We start from the raw sequence: 17,404 nt of genomic DNA, 5'->3' as shown, positions 1-17,404 counted from the left end.
TTCCTCCCTCGATGTCGAGAATCTTCGCCCACCCCCGTCCGGGGCGGGGTTCGGCGCGGTGCGGCCGGGACGCGGCCGGTCGCGCGTTCCCCCACGCGCGCCACCGTCTGGGCCGTGAGGTTACAGCGTCACAGCGGTGATCGCCTCCGGGCGCGACGCCGCCACGTCACCGGCCCACCGCGGGTCATCACCAGTGATCACCGCTCATCACCCCAGTACAGGGGCAGTATGGGCGACTTGGTGCCGGTGGGCGGGACGCCGTACTTCTGCAGGGTGAACGCCATGATGTCGTGGAAGACCGGCGCGGCGAGCGCGCTTCCGCTGTTGCCGCCCTTCTTGGGGTCCTGCAGGTCGACGTACACCACGAAACGGGGGTCGTCGGCCGGAGCGAAACCCGCGAACGACGAGGTGTAGCCCCGGTAGCAGCCACAGCTGGAGTCCGCGCGCTGGGCGGTTCCGGTCTTTCCGGCGATCCGGTAGCCCGGGATCGCCGCCTTGGTGGCCAGCGCGTCGGGGCCCTGGACGACCTGCTCCATCATCCGGGCCACGCTGGCCGCCGCCTGCTGGCTCACCACCCTGGTCCGCTTGGGCGCGGGCCTCGGCGTGAGCGTGCCGTCGTCGTCGACGAACCCCTTGACCAGGCTGGGGTCGACCCGTACGCCGCCGTTGGCGACCGCCGCAACCGCGGCCGTCAGCTGGACCGCGGTCACCGACATGCCCTGGCCGAACGAGATGGTCGCCCGGCGCAGGGCGCTCCAGTCCGAGCCCTTGCCGATGGTGCCCCCGGCCTCCCCGGGGAACCCGACAGCGGTGGGCTGCCCCATGCCGAACTTGCGGAGGTAGGAGGCCTGCAGCTTCTTCGGCATGCCTTCGGCGGCCAGCACGACACCGATGTTGCTCGACCTCGCCAGGGCGCCGGCGAAGGTGAGGTTGATCGTGCCGTGTCCCCACCAGTCGCCGATCCGGCGGCCGTCGCGGATCAGCGAGCCGGGTGCCCTGATCTTCGTCGAGGGGGTGACGTAGCCGCTGTCGACCAGCGCGGAGGCGGTGAGCACCTTGGCCACGCTGCCGGGCTCGTACACCTCCTGGAAGGGCCGGTTGACGCGGTCCTCGGCAGGCGACCTCGTCGGGTGGTTGGGGTCGAAGGTGGGCGCGGTGGCGACCGCGACGAGTTCGCCGGTACGGGTGTCCATCACCACGACGTCACCGCTGCGGGACTCGGTGGCCTTGACCTGGGCGGCGATCGCCTGCTGCGCGGTCCACTGGACGTCGCGGTTGATCGTCAACCGGACGTTGGCACCGGGTACCGGGTCCTCCTCCGAGCTGTGCGCGAGCGGGATCTGCTGGCCGTTCAGGCCCCGCTCGTAGACCATGTGGCCGTCCTTGCCGCGCAGCTTGCCGTCCAGGGCGTACTCGATCCCGGACAGGCCGCCGCCGTCGGAGCCGGCGAACCCGATGATGTTCGCCGCCACCTGGCCGGACGGGTAGGTGCGCATCGGGTCGGGCTCGGTCAGCACGCCGCCGAGGCCCTCCGCCCGGAGGGCGTCCCGCGCCTTCTTCCAGGTCTGCGTCGGAACCTTGCGGGCGAGGTAGACGAACCTCGTCTTCGGCGTCCGCAGCTTGGTCGTCAGGTCGGTCTGGTCGACCTTCAGGATCGGGGCGAGCGTCTCGGCGATCTGACCGGCGTCGGGCCGGGTGATCGACGGGTCCGCGGTGACCGCGAGCGTGTCCACCGTGGTCGCGAGGGGTACGCCCGTCGCGTCGGTGATCTCACCGCGGGTCGCGTGCAGGGTGACCTTGCTGATGCGTTCCTTCACGGCCGCGTTGGCGTACGCCGCGCCGTCGAAGCCCTGCAGCTGGACGAGCCGCCCGGCGAACACCGACATCACGAACGCGACCAGCAGGAAGCCGACCCGCAGGCGGCGTTCGGTGCGGCCGAGCCGCATGGTCCGGGGTGGGCGGCCGGGCGAGGGCCGGACCACCCGGGCCTGGGTGGCGGGCCGACGGCGGCGTACGGGCACACCGCTCGCCGCCGGCGACGTCCGGCGCGGGCCGCCTCCCGAGCGCGAAGTGCCCGCGGAGCGGGAGGTGCCCGCGGAGCGTGAGGTGCCGCCGGTACGCGAGGAGCCGGCGGAGCGACCGGTGCCGGAGCGGCCGGTGGTGCGATCGCTTCCCTGCGCGGACTTGCGGCCGGTGGCCGAACGCGCCGGCCGGCCGGGTTGCCGGGCACCTGTGCCACCGGCGCCACGGCCGGACCCGGCGCCGGTGCGGCCGGTGCGGCCGGTGCCGTCGGCGCGGTCGGACGGCTTGCGCGGACGCTCGCCGCTCACTGGTCACCCCCGCCCGACGTCGGCGGTTCCAGGGTCACGAGGGGCGCCGAGCCCGAGGGCCGCCGCGTCTGCGGTTGCCCGGCCCGCGGCTCGTCGGTGCCGGCCTGAGGGTTGTCCTGGCCCGCGGTCGTTCCCGCCGTGCCGGGGTCGGTCTGAGTGGTCCCCTGGCCCGGCTGGGCGCCGGGCGGGGTGCCGGTCTGGGTACCCGGCCGGCCGGCCGACACCTGGGGCGGGACGCTGTCGCCGACCCGCGCCGACGGGGCCGGCGCCGGCGTCTGGCGTGCCTTCGCGGGCACCGCGTCACCGAGCACGGCGCCGTCGCGCAGGCGCAGGAACACCGGGTTGGTGTTGGGCACCATGCCCAGGCGCTCGGCCTGTCCGGCCAGGTGCTCGGGCGCCCGCATCACCGCGACCTGCTGCTCGAGTGCCGCCTGGCGGTCCTCCAGCAGGGTCGTCCGGCGGGACAGGTCGTGGATCGTGAACGAACCCTGCTGGACCGTGGTGTTGAGCAGCAGCAGCCCGAGCAGGCCCGCGCCGAGGATCGCCACGACGAGGATGACGAACGGCGCCCTGGACTGCTGGGGCTCCGGTTTCGGCACCACCCGCAGCCGTGGCCGCGGAGCGGCCTCCCGGACTGGTCGGTTGAGACTCTCCAGGGCACTCATGCCGCTCCCCCTCTGCTCGCCGTACGGCGACTGTCAAGAATCCGTTCCGCTGCCCGCATCCGCACCGAGGTGGCACGCGGGTTCGACTCCACCTCTTCCGGCGTGGCCTTCTCGGCCCCGCGGGTCAGCAGGCGGAGTACGGCTTCGTGGCCCGGCGGCACCGCCGGGACGCCGGGCGGGACGTCCGGGCGCGCGAGGGCGCCCAGCGTCTGCTTCACCAGGCGGTCCTCCAGCGAGTGGTAGGCGAGTACGACGACCCGGCCGCCGACCGCGAGCCGGTCCACGGCGGCCGGCAGTGCGCGTTCCAGGGCGGCGATCTCGCCGTTGACCTCGATCCGCAGCGCCTGGAAGGTGCGCTTGGCCGGGTGGCCGCCGACCTGCCGGTCGGCGCCGGGGATGGCCGAGCGCAGCAGGTCGACCAGCTGCCTGCTGGTGGTCAGCGGGGTGTTCTCGCGCTGCCGGACGATCGCGTCGGCGATCCGCCGGGCGAAGCGCTCCTCGCCGTACGCGCGAAGGATCCGGGCCAGGTCGGCGGCGGGGTAGGTGTTGAGGACGTCGGCCGCGGTCGGGCCCGTGGTCGGGTCCATCCGCATGTCCAGTGGGGCGTCCCGGCTGTAGGCGAACCCGCGCTCCACCTCGTCCAACTGGAGGGAGGACACACCGAGGTCGAACAGAACGCCGTGCACCCGGCGGTGACCGAGGTCGTCGAGGGCGTCGGGGAGCCGGTCGTACACCGCGTGGACGTAGGTCACCCGGTCGCCGAACCGCTCCAGGCGTTCTTCGGCGGCGGCCAGCGCCTGCGGGTCGCGGTCGAAACCGACCAGGGCGGCCTGGGGGCACTCCTCCAGGAGCGCCTCAGCGTGACCACCCAGGCCGAGCGTGGTGTCGACCACCACCGAACCGGGCTCGGTCAGTGCGGGCGCGAGCAGGGCCACCACCCGTGCCGCGAGGACGGGGACGTGGGTCGGCTCGCCGGCACGTGGGTTCATGGGGATTCTGTCCTCTCAGCCCGGCAGGCTCAGCAGGGTCGAGAGGGCGAACGACACGGCGGTGCAGACGAGAAGGGTGAGGCCGGCCGCAACGAACCGTGCGCGCAGCAACGGGCGTAACGCCTCCTGACCGGGGTCGAGCGGCCACGACGGGGCCGAGGCGGGGTCGGTCGCACCGGACACGTGACCGGAGCGGTCCGCGCCGTGCCGGCGTGCCGGTTCCTTCACCTCGACCCCCACTGCGTGCTGCTGCGTGTCGTCGCCATGCGGCCAGGTCCCCGCCCGCTCGCTGGGGAAACCGCCGTCTGGCGCCGGGGAAGGTGCGTCAGAAGGCGCAGGGAGCGGGCTGGAGACCTCACCGCACGACCACTGCTTGCTCGATCGGATGGACTGCCCACCGGAAGCGCCGGTGGACGGGGCATGTGACGGGGTGTATCGACGTGTGCCGACGGGTGTGCCGACGGGGCGGAACGTCACAGGATTCCTGGGAGTACCTCCTCGCTGAGTTCGGAGAACGCCTGCTCCTGGTCGCTGGAGTAACCCGCCCAGGCCTCGGCGTCCCAGATCTCGACGCGGTTCATAGCGCCGATCACGACGCAGTCGCGCCGCAGGCCGGCGTACTCCCGCAGCATCGGCGGAAGCGTGATCCGCCCCTGCTTGTCGGGCTTCTCGTCGGAGGCTCCGGCGAACAGCATCCGGAGGTAGTCGCGGGCCGCCTTGTTGGTCACCGGCGCCTGCCGCATCTGCTCGGTCAGCCGACCGAACTCGGCGAGCGGCCAGACGGAGAGACAGCGCTCCTGTCCACGTGTGACCACAAGCCCCTCCGCAAGCTCGTCCCGAAACTTGGCTGGGAGGAACAGCCGACCCTTCTCGTCCAGACGGGGGGTGTGGGTGCCGAGGAACGTGGCCGCCACCTCCCCCTGAGGCTCGCTGAGTACCGCTGTCCACCACTGCGCGCCACTTTACCCCACCCCCCTCCACCGTCAACCTGGTCTCGCCTCGGCGCGGCGCTTCTTCGTACCGGTGGCCCGTTGCATCTCCGCAGGTCAGAGCGGGTTTGGCGAACGGTGGAGGAAAAGGGAGCGGTGGAGCGCCCGCTGCGGAGCGGGTGGAGCGGACGCGGCGTCCGTACGCGTCTGTCGGCGTGTCGCCCGGCGTGTCGCTCCGGCGAACCCCGGTCCTGGCCACCGCGCGGCCGGCTTTCGTCGAACCGGTGGAGCGTTCCGCGCGTGCGACGTAAAGACACGTGAGAGGCGTGCGGAGGTGTCGTACGCACGCCCCGCGACGTGGTGGGGCGAGGTGGAGGAGCGGTGCGGTGCGCCGAGTGGGGCGGAGTGGTGGGGCTGCGTGGTGGGGCGCGGTGGCGGATGACGCACCGCCCCGGTGGAGCGAAGTGGTGCGGCCGGTGGAGCGAGGTGGAGGACCGATGCCGAAGGCACCTTGTTCGCCACGGAGGACGAGGCGACGGCACGGTCGGACAGCCGACCGGCGTCCGGGTCGGACGACGACACAGCGGCGACGACACGGAGACGACGACACAGCGGTGGGACAGAGACGGACACGCGAACGGGCACAGCGACGGACACCTGAAGAGGGGCACGAAAATCGGGGACAGAAAGAGAGAGCCGGGGAATTTCTCGTCGAGCGAGGATTCCGCGGCCCGGCCGACGTACGGTCGATGCCAGAAGTCGTCCGGCTCGGTCAGATCCGACGGGATGCCCGACAGGAGCATCGTCGTCGGCAGCGCGACAAAGCGCGGACAGCAGATGTGAACCCCCATCCCCAGCAGGACCAGAACCTGAGACACTCGGACCCACGCGCCGCTTCGCCAGCGGCCCATTGGTGAGGGAGGCCATGGTGTCGACCGGCCCGACGTTCGAGCCGACGAGGCGACCGGAGGAGCCGCGCTGGGCTCCGGCGGCGGACTTCCCCTATCTCGCACAGACCGCGGGCCGTGTCCGCGACGCGGTCCAGCGCGTGATCGAGGGCAAGCCCGACGTGGTGAGGACCGCGCTGACGGTCCTGCTCGCCGAAGGTCATCTGCTTATCGAGGACGTGCCCGGCGTGGGCAAGACGATGCTCGCCAAGGCGCTGGCGCGTTCGATCGACTGTTCCGTACGCCGGGTGCAGTTCACTCCCGACCTGCTCCCGAGCGACGTCACGGGAGTGTCGGTCTACAACCAGGAGACGCACGACTTCGAGTTCCGGCCGGGTGGCATCTTCGCCAACATCGTGGTCGGTGACGAGATCAACCGCGCGTCGCCCAAGACGCAGTCGGCGCTGCTGGAGTGCATGGAGGAGCGCCAGGTCACCGTCGACGGGACGACCTACCACCTCGACGCGCCGTTCATGGTCATCGCGACGCAGAACCCCATCGAGATGGAGGGCACCTATCCCCTGCCCGAGGCGCAGCGCGACCGGTTCATGGCCCGCGTCTCGATGGGTTACCCGAGCCCCCAGGCCGAGCTGGAGATGCTCGACGCCCACGGGTCGGCTTCTCCTCTGGACGACCTGGAGCCGGTCACCGACGCCCGCGAGGTCGCCAAGCTGGTCGACATCGTGCAGGGCGTCTACGTCTCCCCCGCGGTCAAGGAGTACGCCATCGCGCTGGTGACCGCCACCCGCAACTCCCCCGACCTGCGACTCGGCGCCTCGCCGCGGGCGACCCTGCACCTCGTCCGGGCCGCCCGGGCGGCGGCCGCGCTCGACGACCGGGAGTACGTCCTGCCCGACGACCTGCAGGCGCTCGCCGTGCCGGTCCTCGCGCACCGCCTGCTGCCGGCCGCGGAGGCCCAGATCGCCCGGCGTTCGGCAGAGCAGGTCGTCACCGACCTGGTGCGGACCGTTCCGGTCCCCGACCCGCACCGCCGCTCTCGGTGACCCGGATGGGGGGACGGTTCTCTTCCCTCACCACCCGCGGCCGGGCCTTTCTCGCCGCGGGTGTCGCCGCCGCGGTCTGCGCCGTCGCCCTCGGGCAGAAGGACCTCCTCCGGGTGGCGGTGTTCCTCCTCGCCCTTCCGCTGGTGACCGTCCTCGTGGTCACCCGCACCCGCTACCGCATCGCCGCCTCGCGGACGATCGAACCGGTGCGGGTGCAGGTCGGCGAGCAGGCGACCGTACGCCTGCGGCTGGAGAACGTCGGCCGGATGCCCACCGGCCTGCTGCTCCTCGAGGACCAGGTGCCGTACCTCCTCGGTTCCAAGCCGCGGTTCGTCCTGGACCGCATGTCGGCCCGGTGGCGCCGCGACGTCACCTACCCCGTGCGGTCGGAGGCCCGCGGCCGGTTCACGGTCGGCCCCCTGACCCTGCGGGTCACCGACCCGTTCGGGCTGGTGGAGATGTCCCGGTCCTTCCGCGCCCAGGAGGTGTTCCTGGTGACGCCGCGGGTGCACGACCTCCCGTCGGCCAAGGCGGCCGGTGAGTGGTCCAGCAGCGGCGAGAACAACCAGCGCGCGGTGTCCGCCGACGGCGAGGAGGACGTCACCGTCCGCGAGTACCGCGACGGTGACGACCTGCGCCGGGTGCACTGGCGGTCCAGCGCCCGCCGCGGGGAACTCATGGTCCGGCGCGAGGAACAGCCCTGGCAGAGCCGCGCCACCGTGTTCCTGGACACCCGCCGGATCAGCCATCGCGGCAGCGGCGCGACGTCGTCGTTCGAGTGGGCGGTGAGCGCGGCCGGCTCCGTCGGCGTGCACCTGCTGCGCCGCGGTTTCTCCGTACGCCTGCTGACCGACGCCGGCGCGTCGGTGCTGGCGACCGCGCGGGAGTCGGGCCCGTCGGTGGAGTCCGAGGGACAGATCCTGGACGCGCTCGCCGTGGTCGGCCCGTCGTCGATCGGGCACCTGTCCCAGACGTCCCTGACGGCGAGCAGTGACGGTTCGCACGGCCTGCTGGTGGCGGTGCTCGGGGTCGTCACCCCCGCCGAGGCCCAGGCGCTGGTGCAGGCTCGGCAACGCTCCAACACGGCGTTCGCGATCGTCGTCGACACCCCGTCGTGGGCGGCCGGCAACGAGCGCTCGCCCCAGGCGGTGGCCGAGCAACTCGCGGAGAGTGTGCGGATGCTGCGCCACGGCGGGTGGCGGGTCTGCGTGGTCAGGCACGGCACGAGCGTTCCGGCTGCCTGGTCCCAGCTGATGCTCGGCGAGGAGGCCGCAGCGCCCGGGTCGTCCGCGTCCCCCGCGGCCGCGTCCCCCGCGGCTGCGTCCCCCGCGGCCGCGTCCCCCGCGGCTGCGTCCTCCGCGTACTCATCGTCCTCGCCGGCACCGCCCGCCGTGCCCGGGTTCCTGGCCGGGGTGGCGAACGACTCCCCGGCTCCCCCGGCCGCCCGCGAGGAACCCTGGGGAGGACAGGCGTCATGAGCAGCGCGCTTCGCCGGAGCCTCTCGGCTTTCCTCGCCACCGTCCTCGCCTCGCTCGCACTGTTCCCCGCGTACGCCACCACCGAGTGGTTGTGGTCGACCGTGCTGGCGGCGCTGTTCGTCACCACGATCGGGTTCGTCCTGCGCCAGGTCGGTACTCCCCGGCTGCTCGTGCCCGTCGGGCAGCTGGCCGCGCTCGGCTGGGCGTTCGTGCTGGTCTACGCACCCCACGACCTGCGGTTCGGCTTCCTGCCCACCGGCGAGTCGGTGCTGGCGCTGGCCCACCGCATCAACGACGGGCTGCTGATCGTGGTGCGCTACGCCGCGCCGGTCCCCTATGACGCCGACCTGGTGATGGTGACGGCGATCGGCATCGGCCTGGTGGCGATCGCCGTGGACCTGCTGGCGGCGACCTACCGGCTGACCCCGTGGGCGGGCCTGCCGCTGCTCCTCGTCTACAGCATCCCGGCCACCACGGTCTCCGGCGGCATCTCCGCGCTCGCGTTCATTCCCGCCGCGATCGGGTACGTCGTCCTGCTGCTCGGCGAGGGCCGCGAACGCCTCGGCCGATGGGGACGCGTGATCGGCCTCGCCGACGACGTCGCCGGGCCGCAGGAGACGGTGCAGACGTCGCTGCTCGGGCAGACCGGCCGGCGGGTGAGCGCCGCGGTGATCGGGCTCGCGGTGGTCGTACCCGCGGTCGTGCCGACGCTTCCGGAGAGCGTGCTGGGGCGCGGGGAGGGCGGCGGGCTCGGACCGGCCAGCCGCACGATCAAGGTGAACAACCCGATCGTCGACCTCAAACGCGACCTGAAGCGTCCACAGGACTTCCCGGTGATGACGTACACCACCGGCACGAACTCCCCCGACTACATCAAGCTCGTCACGCTGGACGAGTTCGACGGCGACCGGTGGCGGCCCTCGCCCCGCAACGTCAGCAACGTCACCCCCGACCGTTCCGACTACGGGCGGCTCCCCGACCCGCCGGGGCTGCGGAGCAACGTCGCGAAGACCGCGGTGACGACGAAGTTCCAGGTGGCCGACTCGCTGCAGTCGAGGTGGCTGCCGACGCCGTACCCCCCGACCGCGGTGAAGACGACGGCCGACTGGGGGTACGACCCGGCGACGCTGGACATCGTGCTCCGCGGTCAGGAGTCGGCCGGGCTCTCCTACGACGTACGCACCCTGGATGTCGGTTACACCCCGGCCGAGCTGCGAAACGCCGGGCCCCCGCCGGCCGCGGTGTTCGACCGCTACACCAAGCTCCCGCCGAACATCCCCAAGGAAGTGCTGCGGCTGGCCCGGACCGAGACCGCCAAGGCGCGGACCGCCTACGACAAGGCGGTGGCGCTGCAGACGTGGTTCCGCAACGACTTCATCTACGACCTCGAGGTCCAGCCCGGCCACGGCGGGTCGGCCATGCTCGAGTTCCTCGCCGACCGGCGCGGCTACTGCGAGCAGTTCGCCGCCACCATGGCCATCATGGCGCGCTCGCTCGACATCCCCGCCCGGGTGAGCGTCGGCTACATGCCGGGCACCCGGCAGGCCGACGGGCGCTGGCTGGTGACCTCCCACGACTCCCACGCCTGGCCCGAGCTGTACTTCGCGGGATACGGATGGGTGCGGTTCGAGCCGACCCCGCAGTCGCAGACCGGCGTCGCTCCGGTCTGGACCGTCCCGGACACCGCCACGCCGAACACCCCGGTTCCCGACCAGCGCGACAACCCCGAGGACCCGCGACAGAACCGCAACCCGTCGTCGTCGCCGACGCCGCTGCCCAACCGGCACGACAACATCAACGCCGTACCCACCACACCGACCGGCCCGTCGTTCGATGTGCTGCCCGTGCTGGGCGTTCTGGCGGTGCTCCTGGTCGTGGCCATGCCGATGCTGACCCGGGTCGGGATCCGGCGGTCCCGGTTGTCGCAACGCGACCCGGAACGACTGGTCGAGGCCGCCTGGCGGGAGCTCGCCGACGTGACGACCGACCTCGGCGTCCCGTGGGACAACGCCACGACCCCGCGGGCAGCCGGAGTCCGACTGGCCGACCGGCTTCCGGCGTCAGCGCACCAGGCGCTTCGGACCGTGGTCGACGCGGTCGAACGCGGTCGGTACGCCCCGACTCCGGGCGACGTCGGTGACGTGCGCGCGGCGGTGGTCACGGTGACCCGGGCGCTGTCCGGTCAGCTGACCAGAGCGCACCGGCTCAGGGCGTGGCTGGCGCCGGTCTCCCTGTGGCGTCGGCTGCCGGCGCTGTGGTCTCCGGTGACCGGGCTGCTGGACCGGGTGGACACGCTCGGGCCGCGCCTTGCCCGCCGGGTGCGACGCGGCCGGATGGCCGGCACCAGCCGCTGAGCTTCCGTCGCCGGGCACCGTCCGCCGAACTCCGGGCACCGCACCACCTGCAGACGGTTCGCCGCGGGGCGCGGGTACCGAGCTCCGGTCGCCGCGGTGGGCGCCACATCTGCGGCCGACGCGGCAACGCCGACGTGGGTACGGCGGGGTGCGTGGAGGTAGGCAGCACGGCGAGGTGGGCACGGCGAGGGTGCATGGGAGGCAGGCGGACGGCACGGCGGACCGGGCCGAGGCGGGAGGCCGGTCGGTCAGTACCCGCCGGTTTCGCGGCGGCGCCGCCAGCGTTCTTCGACGCGCTGCATGAAGGTGCCGCTGGGCTTGGGGCGGCGGGCCTTCGGCTTCGCCTGTCCGCTCGGCTTCGCCTGGCCGCCGCGTGGTCGCTGTCCGCGCCCGCGAAGCGGCACCACCTTGGTCGTCTCACCGGCCGCGGGCATGTGCCGCAGGCTGGTCGCGACGTAATAGGCGGAGACCAGCATGACCAGGAAGCCGAGCACGCTCACCGCGACGAAGCCCGAGCTCTGGCGGGTGGTCATCATGATCGCGCCGCCCAGCATCAACACCATGCCGACGACGAAGACGGCGGCTCCGATCACGGCACGCCGACGTTGACGCGTGCGCAGATCGACCCCCCGCAACGCCGAGGCCAACTTCGGGTCCTCGGCGGCAAGGGCCCGCTCCATCTGCTCGAGCAGTCGCTGCTCGTGGTCAGAGAGAGGCACCTGACCTCCAACGGGACGCTGCCGTGTTCGATCTTCAATGAGCCTAGATGAAAGTCTAGGCAGGCTCGGAACGGCACGGTAGCCGACCTTGCACCTTCGACGGTACCGGCGGGTAAAAGTCGGCTACGACGACCTCTGTCCGCATGGCGACGTTCGAAGCGATGCTTCCCACCGACACCGTACCCGAGCCGGCGGCTTCAGGCCCGCCGGCCGGGATCACTGCCTGCGGGCGAGCAGGTGGAGCTGGGCGGACAGGGCGCGAAACTTCGGATGTGCCGAGGCCTGTGACTCCAGGTCGAGCAGGGCGGCCGTCGCCCCGGGCTCGTCGGCCAGGCCGGCCGGCAGCAGATCGGCGAAGACCCTCACGCCGCGTTCATCGACCACCGCGAGTCCGGCGTTCTCGGCGAGATCGCGTAGTTGCTCGGGAGTGAAGCGGCGCGGCGTCGGGCCGGCCTCCACCGGGTCGTCGGCGGCGTCGAGTGCCGCCCGCGCCTGGTCGAGGTGGCCGCCCAGGACCTTGGCCAGCACTGCGGCGTAGCGGTTGGCCGCCACCAGGCTGAGCGCTCCCCCGGGCCGCAGCACACGCGCCATCTCGTGCACGGCCACCTGCGGATCGTCGACCACTTCCAGCACGCTGTGGCAGAGCACCAGGTCGGTGGTCTCCTCGCCGAGAAGGTCCCGCAGGCCCACCGCGTCGCCCTGCACCGCCTGGACTCTTTCGGTGACGCGCGCCTCCGCGGCCCGGCGTTCGAGCGCGGCCAGGGAGTCGGGGCTCGGATCGACGACAGTCACCTGGTGGCCCATGCGCGCGATCGGGACCGCGAGGTGCCCGGTGCCGCCGCCGGCGTCGACCACCCGGAGGGCAGACCGGCCGGACTTGGCCACCTGGTCGTCGAGGGCTGCTCGGACCAGGCGTCCGAGCACCTCGTCCCGAAGCGACCGGCGGCGTCCGGGCGCCGAACCGCTGAGGGAGTCGGCGGCCCGGTGAGCGGCGCCACCTTCGACGTCCAGGCTGCGCTCGGGCACGAAACGGCCCTCCTCTGGGCTGGATGACTGGCGTCACCAGCCTAAGGGGGTGTTGCGACGTGGGCGCCGGTGAGGCGAGTGGCTCATCCGCGCGGGTAACCCGCCACTCGTCAGGCGGCCGCCCCCGGGCCGTGGACCCGTAGGCCCGTCCGGCCCAGGCGATCGCCGTCGGCCGGGTCGGACTGATGCGGCAGCGAGGGCTGGTGCGGCAGCTCCAGCATTGCCTCGACCACCGCGATGAAGCGCTCGACGTCGCGGACCAGATCGTCGGCGTCCCGGTCGGTCACCGCTCTGGGGAGTCCTGCCTCGGCCGCCGCGCGCTTGCCGGCTCCGGCGGCGAAGAACGCCGCCCACTCCGCGAGCTCCGGGGCGACCCGGGCCAGCAGTGTCCACGCGTCGCGGCGACCGCGGCGAACGGCCGGCCCGGTGCGCGCGGCCAGGACGGCTGCCGCCGTGCGCAGAGCGGCGATGTGGGCGGCGGAGTAGCGCTCGGTCGCGAGCTCGGCCATCCGCGCCTCGGCCAGCGACGCCCGGGCCCGGTCGAGCGCCTCGAAGACGCTCGGCCCGAGTGGAGCCTGGAACGACGGACTCGACTGTGTGCGCATGAGTTAGCCCTTCCGTTGCCTCGGAGCGCCCACCCCGGCCGTGGCCGGGACGGAGCCTGCGTGCTGCCCGTCGGCACCGGCGCCGATGAGCCGCCGAGCTCGCCTGCCGCCGAACCGGGCGGGACGCTTTCCCCTGCCCCTGCGCGTCCCGCCCGGGGTCAACGGCGATCCAGCGGGGGCAGGGACGAGCCACCCCCGTCGGACTTCGCGAACCGACTCGGGAGATCGCTCGGCTCCCCCGAATCGGCAGCTCGAACATACGTTCGACCTACGAGAGAAGTTAACCCACCGGGCCGTCGCCGTCAACCGGACCCGGTGCGTTCGCCCGGGCGAGGTGGCGCGGAGCCTCGCGTGACACCCACGTACTGCCATGGCGCCAGTCTTGCGGTGACCACCGACACTCCCGGCCGACGCCGATCGCCGGGGTGCAGTCAGCGCCGGGGGCGGCGGGTCGGCGACCGCCGTCAACGGGACAGAATCCGGGCAGCGGCGAACTTTGGTGATTTTCTGTGAAGAATGTCGCACGCACAGTGTCTTTGTTGCGGCAGGATGCACAAGGTGAGGGGTACCGACGAGTCCGCTGGGCCGGCCCAGACCGGCTATCGCGGCCTGCTCCGAAACCACGAGTTCTCGGGGCTGTTCGTCGCGGACGTCGCCTCGCGGATCGGCGGTCAGCTGGGAAAGTTCGCTCTGGCCGCCCTCGTCTACGAACGCACCCGGTCGGCCGCCCTGGCCGCGGTGGCGTTCGCCGTCACCTACCTGCCCGGCCTGCTGGGCGGCCCGGTGCTGTCCACCCTGGCCGACCGGTTGCCCCGGCGCGGCCTCCTGATCACGTGTGACGTCGTACGAGCCGTGGTCACGGGGCTGATCGCGTTCCTCGGCGACAACATTCCGCTGGCGCTCGCCCTGCTCCTGCTCGCGGAGTTCTTCCGGGTGCCGTTCGGAGCCGCACGGACGGCGATCCTGGCCGACGTCCTGCCCACCGAGCGGTTCGCCGCCGGAAACGCTCTGGTCGCCACCAGCCAGCAGGCCGTCCAGGTGATCGGCTTCGCGGCCGGCGGGTTCGTCGTCGTCCTCATCGGCTCGCCCGCGGCACTCGGTGTCAACGCACTGGCGTACGCCGTCTCCGCCGTCCTGCTCGCGGTGTTCGTCGTGCCGCGGCCGGCGCCGGCCCGTCCCGCGGGCACGCGTCAGCCGATCCTGCGCGACACCTGGCAGGGCCTGCGGGTCGTCCGGGACACCGCCCGGATGCCGAGCCTGTTCTGCCTGCTGTTCCTGGGGCCGACGGTCCTGGCCACCGCGGAGGGACTCGCCCTGCCGCTCGCAGCCGAACTCCGGCTGGGCGAACAGGGCGCGGGCATCCTGCTCGCGGCACCGCCGCTGGGCAGCGCGGTCGGTCTGCTCGTGGTGGGGCGGATGTCCACACCGACGCGGGAACGCCTGGTGGCTCCGGGGGCGGTCGCGGTCGGGCTGTGCATCGCGGCGGCGGGGCTGGCCGGGCCGGCTGTGCTCGTGGTGGCGGCGTTGCTGCTGGCCGGTCTGGCGATGGGGCACGTCGCCCAGCTTCAGGCCGCCATCGTCGGGCTGGTGCCCGCCGGCGCCCGGGGCCGGGTGGTCGGCCTGGCCAACACCGCACTGCAACTCGGCCAGGCCCTGGCCCTTCTGCTCGCCGGGGTGATCGCCCAGGCGACGTCGAGTCGAGGGGTGCTGGTCGGGGCCGGTGTGGCCGCCGGGGTCGCGGCGGCTGCCGTGGTCGGCCGGGATCCGGCCGCGCGCCAAGAGGGCCGACCAACGCCGGAGCCGGTGAACGACCTGGCGATCGCCGGTCCGGGGGCGCCGCGGGTACCTGGCCCGGCGGGAGCGTTGCCGGCGGAGGTACGGCCTGCCGGGGCGTTGCCGGCGGAAGTACGGCCGGCGGAGGTTGGGATGGCCGGCCGGGAAGCGGAGCGTCGGCCGGCAGGGTGAGCCCCACCCCCGTGGGGGCCCACCCGCGCCGTCCCGCCGCGGCGGCGAAAGGTCCGGGCCCAGGACCACCGCCGTGGCGGGCGTCCGCGGCCTTGAAAGACCGCCGAACGCGTTGGAAAGATCCTGGCTCGGACCGGCCGACGCGAGCATCCGGCGTCGTACTCATTCCCACGTAGGTACTCACCACTCCTGTGCCGGCTGTCCGCTGGGGGCCGGACACCAGCGGCCCTGGGTAGACGGCGCCGACACGGCGGCCGTCCGGCCCGGCGGCCGCGTTCGGCAGGGGTCGTGGGCGACACTGTGCTGGCGTGCAGTGCCGGCGTGCGGTCCGGGCCGGCCACCGGCGACGAGGAGACGAGAGGGGACGAGGTGGAACTGCTTCCGCTGGTGTTCACCAGCGGCTGGGCGAGCGGCGTCAACGCCTACGCGACGGTCCTGCTCCTCGGCCTGTTCGGCAGGTTCCTCGGCGTCGAGGGCATACCGGCCGCCCTGGAACGCACCGACGTCCTGCTGGCCGCGGCCGGGTTGTACGCGCTGGAGTTCGTGGCCGACAAGATCCCGTACGTCGACTCCGGCTGGGACGCGGTCTCCACCGCGATCCGGCCCACGGTCGGCGCGATCCTCGGGCTGCTGATCGCCGGGCATTCCGGCGACCTCGACCAGGCCCTGTCGGCGACCGTGGCGGGGACGACCGCGCTGGCCAGCCACGCTGTCAAGACGGGGTTGCGGTTCGCGGTCCACACCTCACCGGAGCCGGTCAGCAACGTCGCGGTCAGCCTGGGTGAGGACCTGTCGGTGGCGGGCGCCCTGGCCCTCGCGGTGACCTGGCCGTGGACGGCGTTCACGCTGGTGCTCGGCACCCTGGCGGGCGGTGGACTGCTGACGCTGGTCCTGACCCGGCGGGTCCGTCGCGGATACCGCCGATGGCGCGAACGACGGCACCAGATCCTCGAGCAACCCTGACGTCGCCGGACGCTAGGGTCTGGCGACGTGGCACAGGTGGTGGTGGTGGTCGGCGGCGGCCTCGGCGGACTCGCGGCGGCGGCCCGGCTCGCCAAGCTGGGTCACGAAGTCTGCCTGTGCGAGGCGACGGACCGGCTCGGCGGCGCCGTGGCGGGTGTGGAGCACGGCGGGTTCCGGTGGGACCTCGGTCCGGCGACGATGACCCTGCCGGCGACGGTGCGCGACCTGTTCCGCAAGTCCGGCCGCCCCCTGGAACGCGTACGCACCCTGCTGCCGGTGTCCACTCCTCGCCGGCACGTCTTCGCCGACGGGACGGCTCTCGACCTGCCGGTGGAAAGCCGGTCGGGTCAGCGCGACGCCCTCGAAGCGGTGCTCGGCCCGGCCGCGGCGACGGCATGGGAGACCACCGTCGACGACCTGACCCCGGTGTGGGAAGTCCTGCGCACCCGGGCGCTGGAGGTGCCGTTCACCGGTGGGCGGTCGCTGGGCGCCGCCGGGCTGCGAACGCTGGGATACGGGCGGTCGCTGCGCGGGTTCACCCGTGCCCGGCTGGCCGAGCCGCGGTTGCGGCAGGTGCTGGAGTACGCCGCCCTGCCCGACGGTGGCGTGCCGGCCTCCCGGGCGCCCGCGTTGACCGCGGTGGCCGCCTACGTGGAGCGCACCTTCGGGTCGTGGTACTTCCCGGGCGGCTTCACCGAACTCGTCACCGCCCTCCGCGACCGCCTGGCCGAGCGCGGCGTGCGGGTGCGACTGGGCGCCGAGGTCGTCGCGGTGACGACGGACCCGAACGCGGCCGGCGACGCCCGCGGTGCGGTGACCGGCGTACGCCTGGCCGACGGCGAGACGCTGCCCGCGCGGGTGGTGGTCGCCGACGTCGACGTACGGACGCTGACCGACCGGATGCTGGAGCGGCCGCCCGGGACGCTGCGGCGCGGTGCGCGGTCGCTGCGCGTTCCGCCGCCCCGGTCCCGGCTGCTGGTCGGTGTTCGTGCGGATGCGGGGCCGGTGCTGCCGTTCGAGACCGTCCTGCATCCGGCGCCCGGCGAGGGCGGTGCGCCGATCGTGGTCCGGGCCGCCGCCGACGAGGGGGCCGCGCCCGAGGGGCACCAGGCGGTCAGCGTGCACGCGGCCGGTGAGGTCACTCGTGAGGGCGTGCCGGACCTGCTGGACCTGCTCGCCGAACGCGGCCTCGACCTGCGGGACCGCGTCGTCACCCGGGTCGAGTCCCCGGTCCCGGCGTACGGACCCACCTGGCGCGGTGCGTGGCGCGGCCTCGGCGTACCCGCCAACCGCACCGGCGTCGGCGGGCTGTTCGTGGTCGGCGGGACGGCGCATCCCGGACCGGGAGTGCCGCTGGTGCTGCTCGGCGCCGCGACGGTCGCCCAGGAGATCGGCCGCGCCTGAGTTGGCGGCCCCGGCCCTGAGTGGTG

The 17,404-nt window shown here is 73.2% G+C and carries 14 protein-coding genes; 6 read left to right on the top strand and 8 right to left on the bottom strand.

What is annotated here, in order from left to right; translation table 11 throughout:
• Positions 1–197: 197 nt before the first annotated feature.
• From FHR37_RS07615 to mraZ, 5 genes are all read right to left on the bottom strand, one after another.
• Entirely contained in the window at positions 198–2,330 is a 2,133-nt protein-coding gene (locus tag FHR37_RS07615; protein WP_237768903.1) for a peptidoglycan D,D-transpeptidase FtsI family protein, read from the bottom strand.
• A complete protein-coding gene (locus tag FHR37_RS07610) occupies positions 2,327–2,995 on the bottom strand; it encodes a hypothetical protein (protein ID WP_092884902.1) in 669 nt (222 codons plus the stop codon). Before FHR37_RS07610 ends, FHR37_RS07615 begins: the two co-directional genes overlap by 4 nt.
• Positions 2,992–3,984, bottom strand: a complete 993-nt coding sequence (rsmH, locus tag FHR37_RS07605; RefSeq protein WP_092884904.1) for a 16S rRNA (cytosine(1402)-N(4))-methyltransferase RsmH — start codon at positions 3,982–3,984, stop codon at positions 2,992–2,994. Before rsmH ends, FHR37_RS07610 begins: the two co-directional genes overlap by 4 nt.
• Positions 3,985–3,999: 15 nt before the next feature.
• The gene (locus FHR37_RS07600; protein WP_092884906.1) at positions 4,000–4,224 is read right to left on the bottom strand and encodes a hypothetical protein; all 225 of its coding nucleotides are present in this window, start codon (positions 4,222–4,224) and stop codon (positions 4,000–4,002) included.
• Between the two features lie 233 nt (positions 4,225–4,457).
• Positions 4,458–4,898, bottom strand: a complete 441-nt coding sequence (gene mraZ / locus FHR37_RS07595; protein WP_092884908.1) for a division/cell wall cluster transcriptional repressor MraZ — start codon at positions 4,896–4,898, stop codon at positions 4,458–4,460.
• A 940-nt stretch (positions 4,899–5,838) separates the two neighbouring features.
• Between mraZ and FHR37_RS07590 the strand changes: the two genes are divergently transcribed.
• The 3 genes from FHR37_RS07590 to FHR37_RS07580 are packed head-to-tail and all read left to right on the top strand — an operon-like array spanning position 5,839 to position 10,696.
• The gene (locus FHR37_RS07590; protein WP_092884910.1) at positions 5,839–6,864 is read left to right on the top strand and encodes an AAA family ATPase; all 1,026 of its coding nucleotides are present in this window, start codon (positions 5,839–5,841) and stop codon (positions 6,862–6,864) included.
• Between the two features lie 5 nt (positions 6,865–6,869).
• Positions 6,870–8,342, top strand: coding sequence for a DUF58 domain-containing protein (locus tag FHR37_RS07585; RefSeq protein WP_092885079.1), 1,473 nt, complete (start codon positions 6,870–6,872; stop codon positions 8,340–8,342).
• A complete protein-coding gene (locus FHR37_RS07580; RefSeq protein WP_092884912.1) occupies positions 8,339–10,696 on the top strand; it encodes a transglutaminase TgpA family protein in 2,358 nt (785 codons plus the stop codon). The genes FHR37_RS07585 and FHR37_RS07580 overlap by 4 nt, the downstream gene beginning before the upstream one ends.
• Before the next feature lie 248 nt (positions 10,697–10,944).
• On the opposite strand, the gene FHR37_RS07575 is transcribed toward FHR37_RS07580, so the two are convergent.
• From FHR37_RS07575 to FHR37_RS07565, 3 genes are all read right to left on the bottom strand, one after another.
• Entirely contained in the window at positions 10,945–11,415 is a 471-nt protein-coding gene (locus FHR37_RS07575) for a DUF3040 domain-containing protein (protein ID WP_092884914.1), read from the bottom strand.
• Between the two features lie 216 nt (positions 11,416–11,631).
• Positions 11,632–12,441, bottom strand: a complete 810-nt coding sequence (locus FHR37_RS07570; RefSeq protein WP_237768904.1) for a methyltransferase domain-containing protein — start codon at positions 12,439–12,441, stop codon at positions 11,632–11,634.
• Positions 12,442–12,551: 110 nt separating this feature from the next.
• Complete coding sequence (locus FHR37_RS07565) at positions 12,552–13,046, bottom strand: SAV_6107 family HEPN domain-containing protein (RefSeq protein WP_175542608.1); 495 nt, start codon at positions 13,044–13,046, stop codon at positions 12,552–12,554.
• A gap of 558 nt (positions 13,047–13,604) precedes the next feature.
• Here FHR37_RS07565 and FHR37_RS07560 point away from each other — a divergent pair.
• From FHR37_RS07560 to FHR37_RS07550, 3 genes are all read left to right on the top strand, one after another.
• Positions 13,605–15,011, top strand: coding sequence for an MFS transporter (locus FHR37_RS07560; RefSeq protein WP_175542609.1), 1,407 nt, complete (start codon positions 13,605–13,607; stop codon positions 15,009–15,011).
• A gap of 288 nt (positions 15,012–15,299) precedes the next feature.
• Positions 15,300–15,974: a DUF4126 domain-containing protein gene (locus tag FHR37_RS07555; protein ID WP_237768905.1), complete on the top strand. Its 675-nt coding sequence runs from the start codon at positions 15,300–15,302 to the stop codon at positions 15,972–15,974.
• A gap of 27 nt (positions 15,975–16,001) precedes the next feature.
• Entirely contained in the window at positions 16,002–17,378 is a 1,377-nt protein-coding gene (locus FHR37_RS07550; protein WP_092884918.1) for a phytoene desaturase family protein, read from the top strand.
• Positions 17,379–17,404: the final 26 nt, after the last annotated feature.

The sequence above is a fragment of the Actinopolymorpha cephalotaxi genome, from assembly GCF_013408535.1.
Classification (GTDB): domain Bacteria; phylum Actinomycetota; class Actinomycetes; order Propionibacteriales; family Actinopolymorphaceae; genus Actinopolymorpha; species Actinopolymorpha cephalotaxi.
Note: the sequence above shows the minus strand (reverse complement) of the source record. Positions and strands in the feature narration are given on the sequence as shown.